The sequence below is a fragment of the Streptomyces spiralis genome, assembly GCF_014654675.1.
Classification (GTDB): Bacteria; Actinomycetota; Actinomycetes; order Streptomycetales; family Streptomycetaceae; genus Streptomyces; species Streptomyces spiralis.
On sequence record NZ_BNBC01000010.1, the window covers coordinates 88,063 to 104,503 of the forward strand.

At 70.6% G+C, this 16,441-nt stretch carries 13 protein-coding genes and 3 pseudogenes; 12 read left to right on the forward strand and 4 right to left on the reverse strand.

Annotation, left to right across the window (positions count from 1 at the left end; all coding sequences use genetic code 11):
* The first annotated feature begins 75 nt into the window (after positions 1-75).
* The 9 genes from IE318_RS13190 (at position 76) to IE318_RS13230 (ending at position 11,938) form a co-directional block, all read left to right on the forward strand.
* A complete protein-coding gene (locus IE318_RS13190; protein ID WP_189899917.1) occupies positions 76-1,113 on the forward strand; it encodes a LacI family DNA-binding transcriptional regulator in 1,038 nt (345 codons plus the stop codon).
* Positions 1,114-1,229: 116 nt separating this feature from the next.
* Positions 1,230-2,558 carry an ABC transporter substrate-binding protein gene (locus IE318_RS13195; protein ID WP_189899919.1) on the forward strand — a complete coding sequence of 443 codons (1,329 nt, stop codon included), beginning with the start codon at positions 1,230-1,232 and terminating at the stop codon, positions 2,556-2,558.
* Between the two features lie 53 nt (positions 2,559-2,611).
* Positions 2,612-3,541 (forward strand): carbohydrate ABC transporter permease, encoded by a 930-nt coding sequence (locus IE318_RS13200; RefSeq protein WP_189899921.1) that lies wholly within the window; start codon positions 2,612-2,614, stop codon positions 3,539-3,541.
* A gap of 14 nt (positions 3,542-3,555) precedes the next feature.
* Positions 3,556-4,401, forward strand: a complete 846-nt coding sequence (locus tag IE318_RS13205; protein WP_189900091.1) for a carbohydrate ABC transporter permease — start codon at positions 3,556-3,558, stop codon at positions 4,399-4,401.
* Between the two features lie 115 nt (positions 4,402-4,516).
* Entirely contained in the window at positions 4,517-6,973 is a 2,457-nt protein-coding gene (locus IE318_RS13210; protein WP_189900093.1) for a CBM35 domain-containing protein, read from the forward strand.
* A 71-nt stretch (positions 6,974-7,044) separates the two neighbouring features.
* Positions 7,045-8,874, forward strand: a complete 1,830-nt coding sequence (locus tag IE318_RS13215; RefSeq protein ID WP_189899923.1) for a gamma-glutamyltransferase family protein — start codon at positions 7,045-7,047, stop codon at positions 8,872-8,874.
* A 94-nt stretch (positions 8,875-8,968) separates the two neighbouring features.
* Complete coding sequence (locus tag IE318_RS13220; RefSeq protein ID WP_373311161.1) at positions 8,969-9,841, forward strand: inositol monophosphatase family protein; 873 nt, start codon at positions 8,969-8,971, stop codon at positions 9,839-9,841.
* Positions 9,842-10,019: 178 nt separating this feature from the next.
* Positions 10,020-11,429, forward strand: a complete 1,410-nt coding sequence (locus IE318_RS13225; protein WP_189899925.1) for a phytoene desaturase family protein — start codon at positions 10,020-10,022, stop codon at positions 11,427-11,429.
* Positions 11,426-11,938: an O-acetyl-ADP-ribose deacetylase gene (locus tag IE318_RS13230; protein ID WP_189899927.1), complete on the forward strand. Its 513-nt coding sequence runs from the start codon at positions 11,426-11,428 to the stop codon at positions 11,936-11,938. Before IE318_RS13225 ends, IE318_RS13230 begins: the two co-directional genes overlap by 4 nt.
* 278 nt (positions 11,939-12,216) lie before the next feature.
* Here the strand turns inward: IE318_RS13230 and IE318_RS13235 are convergent, their stop codons facing one another.
* Together IE318_RS13235 and IE318_RS46120 are read right to left on the reverse strand one after the other, a co-directional pair.
* A complete protein-coding gene (locus IE318_RS13235) occupies positions 12,217-13,011 on the reverse strand; it encodes an SDR family oxidoreductase (RefSeq protein ID WP_189899929.1) in 795 nt (264 codons plus the stop codon).
* Between the two features lie 220 nt (positions 13,012-13,231).
* A complete protein-coding gene (locus IE318_RS46120) occupies positions 13,232-13,564 on the reverse strand; it encodes a nuclear transport factor 2 family protein (protein ID WP_189899931.1) in 333 nt (110 codons plus the stop codon).
* Here IE318_RS46120 and IE318_RS13245 point away from each other — a divergent pair.
* The 3 genes and pseudogenes from IE318_RS13245 to IE318_RS46500 form a co-directional block, all read left to right on the forward strand.
* A complete protein-coding gene (locus IE318_RS13245) occupies positions 13,483-14,028 on the forward strand; it encodes a TetR/AcrR family transcriptional regulator (RefSeq protein ID WP_189899933.1) in 546 nt (181 codons plus the stop codon). The genes IE318_RS46120 and IE318_RS13245 overlap by 82 nt on opposite strands.
* 373 nt (positions 14,029-14,401) lie before the next feature.
* A complete protein-coding gene (locus IE318_RS13250) occupies positions 14,402-15,202 on the forward strand; it encodes a hypothetical protein (RefSeq protein WP_189899935.1) in 801 nt (266 codons plus the stop codon).
* A gap of 106 nt (positions 15,203-15,308) precedes the next feature.
* A pseudogene (locus IE318_RS46500) lies at positions 15,309-15,545 on the forward strand (hypothetical protein); the annotation flags it as partial.
* 171 nt (positions 15,546-15,716) lie between these two features.
* On the opposite strand, the pseudogene IE318_RS13255 reads toward IE318_RS46500, so the two are convergent.
* Together IE318_RS13255 and IE318_RS46505 are read right to left on the reverse strand one after the other, a co-directional pair.
* A pseudogene (locus tag IE318_RS13255) lies at positions 15,717-16,199 on the reverse strand (MBL fold metallo-hydrolase); the annotation flags it as partial.
* Between the two features lie 21 nt (positions 16,200-16,220).
* Positions 16,221-16,427, reverse strand: a pseudogene (locus IE318_RS46505) (TetR/AcrR family transcriptional regulator C-terminal domain-containing protein); the annotation flags it as partial.
* Positions 16,428-16,441: the final 14 nt, after the last annotated feature.

Sequence of the window (16,441 nt, forward strand, 5' to 3'; positions counted from 1 at the left end):
CGTCTGTGTTGTCTACGGGTGAAGCCGTCGTTACGGTCTCTTGACGGGGTCAGTGTGACCGGTCACAATCCTGGCATGAATGTGACCGGTCACACAAGCAGGACGGCGAGTATCAGGGACGTCGCCGCCGCGGCCGATGTCTCCTACCAGACCGTCTCCCGCGTGATCAACGGCCACCCCAGCGTGAAGCCGTCGACCCGGGAGCGCGTGCTCGCCGCCATCGAGGAGCTGGGGTTCCGGCGCAGCGCCACCGCGCACGCGCTGGCCAGCGGCCGTGTCCGGTCGGTCACCGTGCTCACCGCCAACATCACCCACCACGGCTACGCGAGCATCCTGCAGGGCATCGAGGAGGCGGCCCGTGCGGCTTCGTACACCATGGCCATCGGTGTGCTGGAGTCGGCCGACGAGACCGCGGTGCGCGCCGAGGTGCAGCGTGCCGCCGACGCCGGCGGCGGCCTGATCGTCATCGCATACGATCCGGCCGGGGTGCGGGCCCTGGCGGACGTGCCCGCAGGGATCCCCGTCGTGGGCGTGGTCGAGACCCCCGCGCGGACACCCGGCGGTGACCGCCCCTGGGTGTGGACCGACGACCGCGAGGCGGCCTATGAGGCCACCCGTCATCTGCTGTCGCTCGGCCACGAGACCGTGCACTACGTCGCCATCCCCTCGAGCACCCGGCGCACCGCGGCGCGTACGGCGGGCTGGCGCGCCGCGCTGCGCGAGGCGGGCGCTGCCGAACCCCGTCCCGTGCAGGGCACCTGGGGGCCGGCAGGCGGCTACACCGCGGGCCGCAAGCTGGCCGCCGACGCGGCCGTCACGGCGATCCTGTGCGGCAACGACGACCTCGCGCTCGGGGTGATGCGGGCGCTGCACGAGGCGGGCCGCCCCATCCCCGGCGAGGTGAGCGTGGTCGGTTTCGACGACGCCCCGCATGCCGCGTACCTCACCCCGTCCCTCACCTCCGTACGACAGGACTTCACCGGTCTCGGGCGGGCGGCCTTCGGGCTGCTGCACGGGCTCGTCGAACAGTCGGCTCCCGTGGCCCCGCACCCCGTCTCCGTACCGGAACTGGTGGTCAGGGAGAGCTCGGGTCCGCCGCCGAGCACCGCCTGATCACTCGTCAGGAGAACACTCGGCGACCCGATCCACCGCCGGAGACACTCCACCCCGGCCCAAGCCCGTCCGGAAGCCCCCGTCCTCTCCGTCCACGCAGCAAAGGCAGAACCTCGATGAAGCGAGTTCTCCCAGCCCTCGTGCTGATATGTGCCACCGCCCTGACCGCCACGGCCTGCAGCGACCCAACAGCGGGCAACGGCAGCGACGACGCCGACTCCACGCCCCGGACGAAGGTCGATCCCACGGCCGAACTCGACGGCGTGAAGCTGACCATGTGGACGGCGCAGAACACCGTCAACGCCCCGAAGCAGGTCATCGACGCCTTCGAGAAGGCCACGGGCGCCAAGGTCGACACCCAGGCGATCCCCGACCTGTACGAGCAGAACGTGCCGACGAAGCTCGCCTCGGGCGACAAGCCGGACCTGATGTTCTGGCAGCCCTCCATCTCCACGCTGCCGTTCATCCAGCCCAAGCAGAACCTGCTCACCCTCGACGACGAGCCCTGGGTGGACAAGCTCGGCGACACCGAGAAGTCCCTCGGCGTCATCGACGGCAAGCGCTATGCCGCGATCGTCACCGTCCCCGCCATGCTCGGCGTCTACTACAACAAGGACGTCTTCAAGAAGGCCGGCATCACCGAGGACCAGTTCCCCAAGAGCTACGACCAGCTGCTCGCCCTCGGCCACAAGATCAAGGACAAGACGGACGCAGCCGCCTTCTACGAGTCCGGCGGCGACAAGTGGCCCCTGCAGTGGCAGATGCAAGTACAGCTCACCGACCTCGACAAGCAGTGGTGGGCCGACCTCAACCAGAACAAGAAGAAGTGGACGGACCCGGTCGTCGTCGACGCCATCACCAAGTACAAGGACAAGCTCCTCGGCGCCGGGCTCGCGCAGAAGAACTACAAGACCGGCACCTTCACCGGTTCCGCCGACGCACTTTGGAACGGCGACGTCGGCATGGTCCTCAACGTCACCTCCTTCCAGACGCAGATCCAGGCCAAGCACAGCACCGAGGAGATCAACAAGAAGCTGGGCTGGTTCCCGATCTCCAACTCCGACAACACCGGCATGTACTCGCCGGACCAGACGAACGGCGTCGTCGCCTTCAAGACCGGTGACACGAAGCGGGAGAACGCCGCGCGCCAGTTCCTGGACTTCTGGCTCGACACGGACTACGCCTCGTACATCAAGGCGATGAAGATCCCCTCGGTGCAGCCCGGAGTGCCCAGCCCCGACGGGCTCCCGGACACCTCGACGGCCCAGATGAAGGCGCTGCCCACCGCGAACGGCGTCTTCCAGGCCAAGGCCATCGTCGCCCCGGACACGCACCTGTACCTCGCCGACATGCTCTACGGCAAGAAGACCCCGAAGCAGGTCGCCCAGGCGATCCAGGACCAGTTCGCGCAGGTGGCCAAGGCCCAGGGCGCGCCCGGATTCTGACCGCCGGTCTCCATCTTCGAGCCGTTCACCGCCCAGAACGAGGGATTCCAGCCGTGGCGGACACAGCCATACGTATGGACAAGGCGGCGCCGTCCGCCCGGAGGAAGCAGCAGAAGAACGTGGGACGGCTGCCACGCGCGGCCGTCCACCACCCATGGTGGTTCGCGCTGCCCGCGGTCGCGGTCTTCGTGGCCTTCTTCCTGGTGCCCAACCTGCTCAACTTCTACTACCCGTTCACCAACTGGTCCTCGTACCACGCGGACGTCGCCTTCACCGGCCTCGACAACTTCAAGACGGTCGTGAACGACGGCTCGCTGCTGAGGGCCATCAGGACGACGCTGCTGTACGCGGCCCTGGCCGCCCTCTTTCAGAACGGCTTCGGGCTCGGCCTGGCGATGCTCCTGGAGGAGGACACCCGCTTCAACCGCTTCTTCCGCGCCGTCTTCTTCCTGCCCGTCCTGATCTCGGCACTCGCCGTCGGATACGTGTTCCAGGCGCTCCTCGACCAGGACGGCGCAGTCAACTCGGTGCTCGGCACGGACGTGCCCTGGCTGGGTTCGACGACCTGGACGCTCGTCCTGGTCTCCGCCATCCACGGCTGGAAGTGGATGGGCCTGTCGATGCTCATCTATCTCGCCGGGCTCAAGGGCATCCCGGGCGACATGCTCGAGGCGGCGAGGATGGACGGCGCGGGGCCGTGGCGCACCTTCCGGTCCGTGCGCTGGCCGATGCTCGCGCCCGCGGTCACCTTCAACGTGACCACCGCCCTGATCGGTTCGATGAACACCTTCGACATCGTGCAGGCCACGACGGGCGGTGGCCCGGCCTCATCCACCGAGGTGTTCAACATCTACATGTTCCGGGTCTTCGGACAAGGCCTGTACGCGCAGGCGTCCACGATGAGCCTCGTCCTCTTCCTGATTGTGGTCGCGATCGCGATCCCGCTGGTCATCGGGTTGCGCCGAAGGGAGCAGATGCTGTGAGCGCGGTCTCGGCGGTGTCCGGAACCGGGTCTTCAGGACCCCGCCTCTGGCGCTTCGGGCGCCCGGCTCTCGTCCTGCTGCTGGCCGGCCTGGCCGTCGGTGTGCCGCTGTGGCTGGTCCTGGTCACCTCGGCCAAGCCGCAGGGCGAGGCGGTCAAGCCCAACCTCGCCCTGCCGCACCGCTGGCAGCCCGCCCAGAACTACGCGGATGCCATGAGCCAGGGCGAGATGCTGCGGGGCCTGTTCAACTCCCTCGCCGTGGTGGTGCCTTCGGTGGTGCTCGTACTGATCCTCGGCGCGGGCGCGGCCTGGGTCTTCGCCCGCCGCACGTCGAAGCTGGTCTCCGCGGCGTACGCCCTCACCATCAGCGGGCTGCTGCTGCCGCCCGCGGTGATCACCATCGTCATGGAGCTGCGCCAGTTCGGCCTGGCGAACACCAGGCCCGGCATGATCGCGGTCTACACCGGGATGTACCTGTCCACGTCGATCTTCTTCATGACGGGATTCATCCGCTCCATCCCGGCGGAGCTGGAAGAGGCCGCCCGGGTGGACGGGGCCAAGCCGCTGCGGATCTTCCTGCGGATCATCCTGCCCCTGCTCCGGCCGGTGATCGCCACCGCGACGATCATGGTGATGCTCTACGCCTGGAGCGACGTCTTCTACGCCTTCTTCGTCCTCGGCGGTGGAGACGCGGCAACCCTGCCGATCAACCTCTACCAGGTCGCCGGCGCCCAGCTCTACCTCAACAACTGGCACCTCATCTTCGCGTACGTGGTGGTGATGAGCCTGCCGATGGTCGCCGTTTTCCTGGTGGCCCAGCGAAAGATCGTCTCCGGAATCACCAGTGGAGCCGTCAAGTGAGTCAAGGAACCAGGAGGTCCCCGTGAGCAGCACGACCCGCACGCCACGCACACCGGGCAAGAGACGACGACGGACGGCAAACGCCGTACTGACCGCAGCGATCGGAGCAGCAGCAATGGCCGGCACCCTGCCCGCCGCCCAGCCGGCCCGGGCGGCAGCCGCCCAGAGCATCACCGTCGATCTGGGCGCCCCCGAGGGCAAGGTCATGCACGGCGCCAACGGTGCCCTGTACGGACTCGGCGACGACGGCGTCCCGAGCGACGCGGCTCTCGCCCCGCTGAAGATCACGTCCGTCTCGCAGAAGCCGGACGGCGGACTGCAGCACCCGAACGGCGACGCCGTCGCGGTCTCGAAGTCCTTCTTCCGCAACGGCGGCGGCGACGTCAACGTGATGATGCAGGACATCTACCAGCACTGGCCGTACGAGGACCTGGGTCTCGACGACTACCTCACCAAGGTCGACTCGATGGTCGCCAAGGTCAACGCGGCCGACCACAGCGACCGGTTCGTCTACGTCCCCTTCAACGAGCCCGACTGGATCTGGTACGGCCTCAACACCAAGGACCCGGCGGCCTACGAGAAGAACCGCGACCGCTTCCTCGCCGACTGGAAGACCGTCTACCAGCGCATCCGCTCCCAGGACCCGGACGCCCGGATCGCGGGCCCCAACGAGGCGTACTACGACCAGCGGCTGCTGCCCGACTTCCTCGCCTACGCCAAGGCCAACGACGTCCTGCCCGACGTGATGACCTGGCACGAGCTGTCCCCGGACTCGCTCACGTACTTCCAGTCCAACTACGACCACTACCGCGCCCTGGAGAAGTCCCTCGGCATCTCCCCGCGCCCCGTCAGTATCAACGAGTACGCCAACCGCCGTGACCTGTCCGTGCCGGGCCAGCTGGTGCAGTGGGTCTCGATGTTCGAACGGAACAAGGTCTTCGCCGACCAGGCGTACTGGGACGCCGCGGGCAACCTCAGCGGCAATGTCGTACGCACCAATATCCCCAATGGCGGCTGGTGGTTCTTCCGCTGGTACACGGGGATGACCGGCGAGACGGTGAAGGTGACCCCGCCGTCGCCGAACACCATCGACACGCTCCAGGGCCTGGCCTCGCTCGACACCTCACGCAGGCAGGCGCAGGTGCTGGTCGGCGGGGCGTCGGGTGACGCGGACGTCGCCGTGCAGCACGTCGATCCGAAGGTCTTCGGCACATCGGTGACGGCCACCGTCGCCGAGGCCGACTGGTCCGGATACGAGGGTCAGCACGCCGCACCCCGCGTCCTGTCGCGCGCGAAGCTGAGCGTGGGCCCGGACGGCAGCGTGAGCGTCCCCCTCAAGGGCATGAAGCAGATGTCCGCGTACCGGATCGTGCTCACTCCGGCAGGCTCCGGCACCCCGGCCGCCGCCACCGTCCCCTGGTCCGCCTCCTACGAGGCGGAAGACGCGACGATCACGGGAGGCCAGGTCTACACCCAGGGCACGGTGTCCAACGCCAACGGCTACGCCACCTCCGGCACCAAGGACGTCGGCTCGCTGAACACCGCGGACAGCAAGGTGGACTTCACCGTGTCCGTGCCCAGGACTGGCACCTACGACCTGTCGGTCCTCTACGGGAACCAGTCCGGCGCGCCGTCCACGCAGAAGCTGTCCGTCGACGGAGGTACGGCGACGACGGTCTCGTATCCGTCCACGGAGAACTGGGCCTACCGGGGGAAGACGGACCTGACCGTCGACCTCACGGCCGGGACGCACACGCTCACCCTGGCCCATGGCAGCAACGAGGTCACCCTCGACCGCATCGACCTCACCGCCCACACGGTGCCGTCCGCCTCCTACGAGGCCACGCTCGCGGACATCTCCGGCAACGTGTCGTACGACTACGGCGACTCGTCCGGGACCGGCACGGGCGCGCTGGTCCTCGGCTCCGGCGGCAAGGCCGTGTTCGACGTCTACGCACCGCGCGACGGCTACTTCACCGTGACCTCGCGCGCGTCGGCGGCGGTGCAGCTGTCACTGCACGGCGAGACGGTGGCGGCAGCCCCGAACAAGGCCCTGAGGCTCTACCTGGTCGCGGGCAACAATCGAATCACCGCCACCGGGCACGCGGCCCTGCGCTCCCTCGACGTGACGGGCTCGGGCTCGACGCGCGGGGCGCTCACCTACGAGGGTGCGCAGGCGACACTGGCCGGTGGGGCACGACTTGTCGAGAGCGCCTACGCGTCCTCCGGGACGTACATCGGATGGCTCGGCAACAGCGCCTCCAGCACCGCCGCATTCACCGTCGACGCGCCGCGCTCGGGCACGTACGTGCTGGTGGTCCAGTACAGCCACAACGACCGGCGCGACAACGGCCATGCGTACAACACCGACATCCTGTCCCGCACCGCGGACGTCACGGTCGGCGGCCACACGCAGACGGTGACCTTCAAGAACACCTGGAGCTGGGACGACTACTGGACCCTGGGCGTCCCCGTCGCGCTGAAGGAGGGCGCGAACACCGTCACCTTCGGCAACGCCTCGGCCTGGGCGCCGAACATCGACCGCATCCAGGTGGCGGCGGTGCGCGGCTGACCCGTTGAATCTCCTCACGGACCGTTGTGATGGTGGACGGGCCGACCGATGCTCGAACACCGAGGTGAGAGATGCAGTTCACGACCCGACCCACCCTCCAGGGCACCTTCGGCATGGTGTCCTCCACGCACTGGCTGGCCTCGCAGTCGGCGATGGCCGTGCTGGAGGACGGCAGCAACGCCTACGACGCCGCCGTGGCCGGGGCGTTCGTGCTGCACGTCGTGGAGCCTCATCTCAACGGGCCCGCCGGTGAGGTGCCGATCCTGCTCGCGCCGGCGGGCGGCGAGGTGCGGGTGCTGTGCGGGCAGGGTGTGGCGCCGGCCGGGGCGACGGTCGCCCACTACCGGGGGCTCGGGCTGGATCTCGTACCCGGCACCGGACCGCTCGCCGCCGCCGTCCCCGGCGCCTTCGACGCCTGGATGCTGCTGCTGCGCGACCACGGCACCAAGGACCTCGCCGACGTCCTGAAGTACGCCATCGGGTACGCGGAGCACGGGCACGCTCCCGTGGAGCGCGTCGGGGAGACCGTCGCGACCGTACGGCGCCTGTTCGAGACCGAGTGGACCTCCTCCGCCGCGGTCTATCTGCCCGGCGGGCGCCCGCCGCGGCCCGGGGAGCTGCTGCGCAACCCCGCGCTCGCCGTCACCTGGAACAGGCTGCTCGCCGAGACCGCGGGTGCCGGCGACCGGGAGGCCCGGATCGAGGCCGCGCGGGAGGTGTGGCGCTCCGGCTTCGTCGCCGAGGCGCTGGTCCGGCAGGCCCGGCGGCCCACCATGGACACCAGCGGCGAGCGCCACACCGGCACCCTCGCGGCCGCCGACCTCGCCGCCTGGTCCGCGACCTACGAAACCCCGGCGACGTACGACTGGAACGGCTGGACCCTGTGCAAGGCGGGCCCCTGGAGCCAGGGCCCCGTCCTCCTCCAGCAACTCGCCCTGCTCCCGCCCGAGCTGCCCCCGTACGGGTCCGCCGACTACGTCCATCTGCTGATCGAGGGCTGCAAGCTCGCCATGGCCGACCGGGAGGCCTGGTACGGGGACGCCGCCGAGGTACCGCTGGCCGAGATGCTGTCGGCGGAGTACAACGCCGAACGGCGCAAGCTGATCGGCGACACGGCCTCCCACGAGCTACGGCCCGGCAGCCCCGGCGGGCACGCCCCGCGGCTGAGCACGCACGCCCACCGGATCGCCGCGGAGACGGGGGAGTTCGACGCCCTGGGCGTCGGGGAGCCGACGGTCGCCAAGCCGCCGACCTCCCCCGTGCCGGGCGAACCGGAGGTCGCCCCCGACGGCGGCACGCGCGGTGACACCTGTCACATCGACGTCGTCGACCGCTGGGGCAACATGGTCTCCGCCACGCCGAGCGGCGGCTGGCTCCAGTCCAACCCCGTCGTGCCCGAATTGGGCTTCCCGCTCGGCACCCGGCTGCAGATGACCTGGCTGGAGGAGGGCCTGCCCAACTCGCTGACGCCGGGCCGCCGTCCGCGCACCACGCTCACCCCGTCGATCGCCCTGCGCGACGGCGTGCCCGTCATGGCCTTCGGCACGCCCGGCGGCGACCAGCAGGACCAGTGGCAGCTGCACTTCTTCCTCGCGGTCGCCCTGCGCACCGCCGTCCGCGGCAGCCTCGACCTCCAGGGCGCGGTCGACGCCCCGAACTGGCACAACGACTCCTTCCCAGGGTCGTTCTACCCGCGCGGGATGCGCCCCGGCAGCGTCACCGTGGAGTCCCGCACGGCCCCCGAGGTCGTGGCGGAGCTGAGCCGCCGCGGCCACCGGGTGACGGTCGGCGACCCCTGGTCCGAGGGACGGCTGTGCGCGGTCGCCCGGGACCCCGGGACCGGCATCCTGTCGGCCGCCGCGAACCCGCGCGGGATGCAGGGGTACGCGGTCGGGCGCTGAGGCGGCCGTGCGCGGCACTCCTTGTTCATCCCGATTCCACCCGGAGTGCACCGGGCGGGCGGGGATTGTCAGCGGCGCGTGGTCTCATGGAGGCATGATCGAACAGATGGAAACCTGGAGGTCCCCCCTGGACGAGGTCCATGTGGGAGAGTTCGTCGAGCGTCACTCGGCCGACGTGGAGGAGGCGGTCCGCAAGGCGGCCGCGGCCGAGATCATGCCCCGCTTCCGCCGGCTCGCGGACCACGAGGTCGACCAGAAGTCCGGCCCGCACGACCTGGTGACGGACGCCGACCGGCTGACCGAGCGGTACCTCACCGACACCCTCGGCGCCCTGCTGCCCGGCTCCGTCGTGGTCGGCGAGGAAGCGGTGCACGCCGACCCCGCCGTGTACGAGGCGATTCGCGGCGAGGCCCCGGTCTGGATCGTCGATCCCGTGGACGGCACACGGCAGTTCGTCCACGGCGACCCCGGTTTCTGCACCCTGGTGGCCCTGGCCCGCGGCGGGGTCGTGCTGGCCTCCTGGACGTACGCGCCGGCGCACGACCGGCTCGCCACCGCCGTTCGCGGCCGCGGCGCCTTCCTCGACGGCGAGCCGCTGCGTTCCGGCACGCCCGACCCGCACCGCGCCCTGCGGGTGGCCACCTCCCATCCGGACTACACGACGGACGAGCAGAAGCGCGCCCTGCTCGGCCTGTGGACGGACGGTGTCGAACCCCGGGCCTGCGGCTCGGCCGGGCTGGAGTACCTCGCCATCGCCCGCGGCGAACTGGACGCCACGGCGTTCTCCTGGGAGGCGGCCTGGGACCACGCGGCGGGGCTGCTGCTGGTCGAGGAGGCGGGCGGCGCCCACCTGACGACGGCAGGTGAGCCGTTCCGTGTCACCGGCGGCAACGCCCTCCCGTTCACGGCGGCCCGGGACGCGGCGACGGCCCGCCGGGTGGCCGGTCTGCTGACGCCCTCGCACTGAGGAGGCCCGCGCGCCCTCGCACTGAGGAGGCCCGCGTCGGGCCGCCGTGTCGCCCCGGCCGGGTGCCTTTGTGGCGGAACCTCGGGCTCCGCGGCCCGGTTCCCATGGGTGTCAGTCCAGCGGCATATCCTGACCACGAGTGACCATCGGCTGACGAAGGGGTCCCAAGGTGCCGTCGATGCTCGATGCGGTCGTGGTGGGTGCGGGACCGAACGGACTGACCGCTGCCGTGGAGCTGGCACGCCGGGGCTTCTCCGTGGCCCTGTTCGAGGCGAGGTCCACCGTCGGCGGCGGCGCCCGCACCGAGGAGCTCACCCTGCCCGGCTTCCGGCACGACCCGTGCTCGGCCGCGCACCCCCTCGCCATCAACTCGCCGGCGTTCCGCGCCCTGCCCCTGGACCGCTACGGCCTTCAGTGGCTGCACGCTCCGCTGCCCATGGCCCACCCCTTCCCCGACGGCACCGCGGCGGTCCTGGCCCGCTCCGTCGCCGAGACGGCCGCCTCCTTCGGACCGCGCGACGCGGGCACGTACCGCAGGCTGGTCGCGCCGTTCCTGCCCAAGTGGGACACGCTCGCGCGGGACTTCATGTCCCTGCCGCTCACCGCGCTGCCGCGCGACCCCGTCACCCTCGCCCGTTTCGGCCTGACCGGGCTGCCGCCCTCGACCTGGCTCATGCGCCGCTTCCGCGACGAGCGGGCCAAGACCCTCTTCGCCGGACTCGTCGCCCACGTCATGGCCCCGCTCGGCGGGTTCGCCACCGGTGCCATCGGCCTGGTCTTCGCCCTGGCCGCGCACGCCCGCGGCTGGCCCGTGGCCCGCGGCGGCTCGCAGGCGATCTCCGACGCCCTCGCGGCCTACCTCGAGGATCTCGGCGGCGCCGTGCACACCGACTACGAGGTCAAGCGCCTGGACGACCTGCCGCCCGCGCGCGCGTACGTCTTCGACACCTCACCGACCGCACTCGCCCGCATCGCCGGCCTCGGCCGCTACTACGACGCCTACCGCTACGGCCCCAGCGTCTTCAAGATCGACTACGCGCTGGACGGCCCGGTCCCGTGGACCGCCCCCGAGGCCCGCCTGGCGGGCACGGTGCAGATCGGCGCGAGCCGGGCCGAGATCGGTACCGCGCTGCGCGCCGCGTCCCGCGAGGGCCGCGCACCCGACAGACCGTTCATGATCACCGTTCAGCCCGGCGTGGCCGACCCCACCCGCGCCCCGGAGGGCAAGCACGTCTTCTGGGCGTACGGCCATGTGCCCAACGGCTGGGACGGCGACCTCACGGACGCCATAGAACGCCAGCTGGAGCGGTTCGCCCCCGGATTCCGCGACCTCGTCCTGGCCCGCGCCACCGCCGGCCCGGCCGAGGTGGCCGCCCGCAACGCCAACTACGTCGGCGGTGACATCGCCACCGGCGCGGTCTCCGGACTCCAGATCATGCTGCGGCCCAAGCTGTCCCTGTTCCCGTACCACACCCCCCACCCGGCCGTTTTCATCTGCTCGTCGGCCACCCCGCCGGGACCCGGCGTGCACGGCATGTCGGGGCACAACGCGGCGAAGGCCGTCTGGAGGAGGCTGCGGCAGCCATGACCACCACCATCACCCTCGTCCGGGGCGACATCACCCGGCAGAGCGCCGACGCCATCGTCAACGCCGCGAACTCCTCACTGCTCGGCGGCGGAGGCGTCGACGGCGCGATCCACCGCCGCGGCGGCCCCGCGATCCTCGAGGAATGCCGCGCCCTGCGCGCCTCCCGGTACGGCCGAGGCCTGCCCACCGGCCAGGCCGTCGCCACGACGGCGGGCGAACTGGACGCCCGCTGGGTGATCCACACGGTCGGCCCGGTGTATGGGGTTTCAGGCAGCGACCCGTCGCTCCTGGCGTCCTGCTACACCGAGTCCTTGCGCGTCGCCGACGAGCTCGGGGCACGGACGGTCGCCTTCCCGGCGATCTCGGCCGGTGCGTACGGATGGCCGATGGATGACGCTGCCCGTGTCGCCGTCGAGGCGGTGCGAGAGGCGGACACCGCTGTCGAAGAGGTCAGGTTCGTGCTCTTCGACGCTGGAGCCTATGAGGCGTTCGCAGCGCAGGTCGGCTGACCGCTGACCGGTGGTGAAGTGTCTGCTTGGCCTGAGTCCCCCACCGCCGGGTCGCCGACAACGACGCCCGGCTCGTGTTCGGCGACGGCGGGCGCTTGTCCGCCGGCTGCCACTGACGAGCCGGGCGTCGAGGGGCGGAACGGCCGTGCCGGCGGCCGGCACCCCCGGCACGGCGCCGCGGGACTGCGGAACAGCGATACGGCACGGGGTTACGGCGGCAGATGCGTACCGCTGGGGAATGCGACGTGCCTCGGGCCGGGCCTGCCCGGCCGGGGCGGTCAGACGAGGCTCTCACCACCGTCGATGGTGATGACCTGGCCTGTCATGTAGTTGTTGGCCATGAGGAAGAGGGCCGCGGCGGCGGCTTCCTCGGCGGTGGCGAAGCGCCCCAGGGGAGCGGTCGATCCCGCCGCGGCGATCGCTTCGTCCGAGTCGAGCCCGGGCATCGAGCGCATGAGCGGGGTGTCGACCCGGCCGAAACGGACGGTGTTGACACGCAGACGCGCGGGCGCCAGTTCCACGGCGAGGGCCTTGGTGAGCGTCTCCACCGCGCCCACTGCCGACACCAGGGCGGCCATTCCCGGAAGGGGACGGACCACGAGACTTCCCGAAGTGAGCGTGAGCGATCCGCCCGCGGGGAGCCGGTCGGCCGCCACACGTGCGGCGCTGAAGGCGGCCTGGAGTCGGGAGTCGACGGTCGTCCGGATCTCGTCGGCCGTCAGGCCGGTCACCGGGCCGCTGCCGCTGATGCCGCCCGCGGTGACGAGCACATGGTCGACAGAGCCGGCCCTGTCGAAGGCTTCGGCGAGGATCTTCTCGTCGGCGCCGTCGCCCGCGACACCCTGTACGGCATCGTCGAGGCCCTCGGCCTGTTCCACGTCGCGCACCCGGGCGACGGCGGCCTTCAGCCGACCGGGGTCGCGCCCGACCAGGAGGACGCGGGCACCGACCGAGCGCAGCAGCACGGCCGCCGCCAGCCCGATGCCCGAGGTACCGCCGACGAGGACGGCGGTCGTTCCGGACAGGGCGCTCGTCAGCGGCGGACGGACGGGGATGGGAGTCGCAGGGCTCATGGGCGAACCTCTCACTCAAATGAATCGTCTGGTTGTTTTGCTGCTGGCGGCGATGCCGCCCTGCAGGGTGACGTCGGCCGTCGCCAGTGCCGTGCCGTCGTTCGCCGCCCCGCCCGGACGGACACGCAGGCGGAGTGCACGGCTGTGGGCGACTACACCTCCGGCGTCAGCGCGGGCGCACACGACGTGTCGTCCTCGGTGTCCCGGTGGTCGCTGCGCTTCATACGGCGCTGTCCAGACCGACGAGCAGCCTCGCGATACGCCACTCGCCTTCTGTGTGCCGCAGCGTGAACGTGTAGAAGCCGGTGGAGACCAGGGCCGGGCTCCCCCCTGCGTTCGTCGTCAGCATCAGGTAGGACCACACCACGGCCGTGTCGGCGTCCGCGCGGCGGAAGACCATGTTGGTCAGGTGATGCCGCCGCTGATCGGTCTGCGCTTCCGGATCGCTGATCCGGAAAGACAGGAGGGCAGATGCGGGCAGACGCCAGGAAGAACCGCGACCACCTGCTCGCAGTCGCGGGCACCGTCGTCTCCGAGCAAGGTGCCGAGGCATCGCTGCGCGACATCGCACGCAGGGCCGACATGGGACTCGCCACGCTGCTGCGTCACTTCCCCACGCGCGAGGCGCTGCTCGACGCTTTGCTCCGCACGAGCTTCGACGGGCTGACGGCAAGGGCGGGTGAGCTCGAGACATCGAGCTCACCCGGGGACGCCCTCGTGTCGTGGCTGCGCGACTGCGTCACGGTCGCACACGAGTACCGAGGGGTGACGGAATTGATGGCAGCGGCCATCGAGGACTCCGAATCCGCACTCCATGCCTCGTGCGTCACCATGCGCGCGGCCGGCACGGGACTCCTCGCTCGCGCTCAGGCCGCGAGCAAAGCACGCTCCGACATCGACGGCACCGATCTGTTCGCGCTGGTAGCGGCGCTCGCATGGCTCGGCGACCAACCCTCGTTCGCGCCACGTGCCGACCACCTTCTCGATGTTGTCGCGAGTGCGATTCTGGCGAGCTGACGAGCGCGGAGATCGACGACAGCAAGGGGAACACCGCCCTCGGAGCGCAGCTGACATCGTCACGCACCGGCCGGCGGGTTCGGCCGCCGCCCCCGATGAGCGGCTCGAGGGGAGACGCGTTCGCCCGCATGCGTCCGGTGACCTGCCAGGGCCTGCGTGATTCTCCTTGCGCCAGGGTTGCAAACCTGACATCAGGAATTTCACGGACCAGTAGGCGCCTCGGGCCGACCGTCTCAGAGCCGCGCCGGGCAGGTCATCACTTCGTAACCGGACTCGTCCCGAGCAAGCCGGACCAGGCAGGATCAAGTTCGAACAACACGGCACGGCCCAGCAGTTGGGCCGCATATGCGCACAGCCACGGGGGAGCCACACCATGATTCGCAGCCACCGTCGCAAGACCGTTCTCGCCGCCGCTGCTCTGATGGCGACGACCGCTCTGCTGACGGCCTGTCAGGGGAACGCCGATGGGAGCACGGAGTCGGGCGGTGCCGGGTCGTCGGCCGCGGCCTCGAACGCGAAGGGCACGTCCGACGCGAAGGGCAAGTCCGACAGCGGTACGGGCGGCGCCGACAGCACGAAGTCGCTGACCGGCGGCGGCTCGGGTGGCGGCAAGGAGGTGAGCGGCACCTGGTTCGGCAACGTCTCCTACCTGGCGCCCGGCAAGTACACCGTCAGTGACACGAAGGGTACCGAGCAGGCGTTCTTCACCTCGGACGACACCGACATCGAAGGTGCCGGCGAGATCTGCGGCGATGCTGGGGGGCAGGCCGCGACTCCCTGCAGCGAGGCGGAGTTGCAGGCCGCCGCGAAGAAGGGCGTCTCCGCCACGGTGAAGCTTGAGAAGGGCATCGCGATCAGCATCGTCGAGGACCACTCGAGCAGCGAAGGCGGCAGCGACTCGGGCACTGACAGGCCGGCCGACATTCACTCCGGAGAGCTCGGCTACCTGGCCCCGGGCAAGTACTCTCTGGACGACAACGGTTCCACCATCGCTTTCTTCACGGCCACGGACACGACCATCAACGGCAACGGCTGGATCTGCGGCGTGGCCGGGGGCAAAACCAAGCACTGCACCGAGGATGAGCTCGAAGCCGCAGCCAAGAAGGGCGGCGTGCGCGTCGTCGTCGATCTCGACAACGGCACCGCCGTCACGATCGATGAGGAACACAACTGAGCAGCCTGCGACCCGATTCGCTTCGAACCACTACGCACGAGCACGTGCTGGACCCGCCTTCGCGTTCGGGGGCGCGCGTCCCGGGGCCGGGCCGGCGGTTTGCACGGAGGACGGGATCGGCGCCCCGGGGCCGGTGCTGCACACCCTCTCGTGCTGTTCACCACCTGCTGCATGGACGCCGTCCTCGACCAGCTGCGCGCGGACGGTTCGATGCCCACGACGAGGACGTCACCGTTCGCACGGCACCCCATTCAACGTGCTCGGCCGGTACTCCTTCCCGCTTCCCGACCTGCCCGGCGGCCGGCGTCCGCTGCGCGACCCGGACGCCGCCGACGAGGAATGACCGGGTCCTGGCCCGCACCGCCGGACGGGAGGACCCCCCCGGGCGCCGGGCCCGCCCCGGGGCACGGGACATCCGCTCTCCCGGACCGGGGCTCCGGTCTCCAGGAAGCCCAAGATCCGGGTCGAGGCGGGTGAATGGGGCCGGAGGCCCGGTGACTGCGGTCATTCCGTGTCAACCCCGTGGGAACGCGGCCCAGTCGGCGATGGCGAACCCGTCACCGTCCCGCCGGACCTCGGCGGCTCCGTGTCCCGGCCAGTGGGCCGGGATGACGAGCTCGCGCTGCTCGGCGGCCCGGGAGAGGTAGGACGCGCGGGTCCTGGCCGCGAGCCGGGAGTCGTCGCAGAAGCAGCTGTTCCAGGCGGGTTCGAGGACCTGCACGGGGCTGTGCAGCATGTCACCCACGAAGACGGCGCGGTCGGTGCCGGAGCGCAGGGTGAGGACGGAGGAGCCGGGGGTGTGGCCCGGTGCCGCCTCCAGCGGCAGGTTGCCGTCGATGCGGTGGGTGTCCTCCCACAGCACCGCCTGTCCGGCCCGGTGGACGGGGGCGATGCTGTCGTCGAAAACGAGCTTGCTGCCCTCCCAGCGGATCCGTTCGTGCTCGTCGCGTGGCGCCCGGCCGCGGCCGGGGCCGGGACCTTCCGGGTCGAAGTACAGGCTGCTGAGTACGGCCTCTTCGATCACCACTTCTGCGGCGGGCTGGACGGCGGTCTCCTCCCCGAAGGCCATGACCCGTGGCCAGACGAGGAACTCCTGGACGAGGCCCATGAACTGGCGGGCCGCGAGGTAGGTGTCCTGGCAGCGCAGCCGGCCGCGACGGACCAGGTGCTCCAGCTTCGAGGAGTCCGGGCAAGCCCGACTCGGGGGAGCACCGGCCGCGCGCATGGTGACCGGGTACG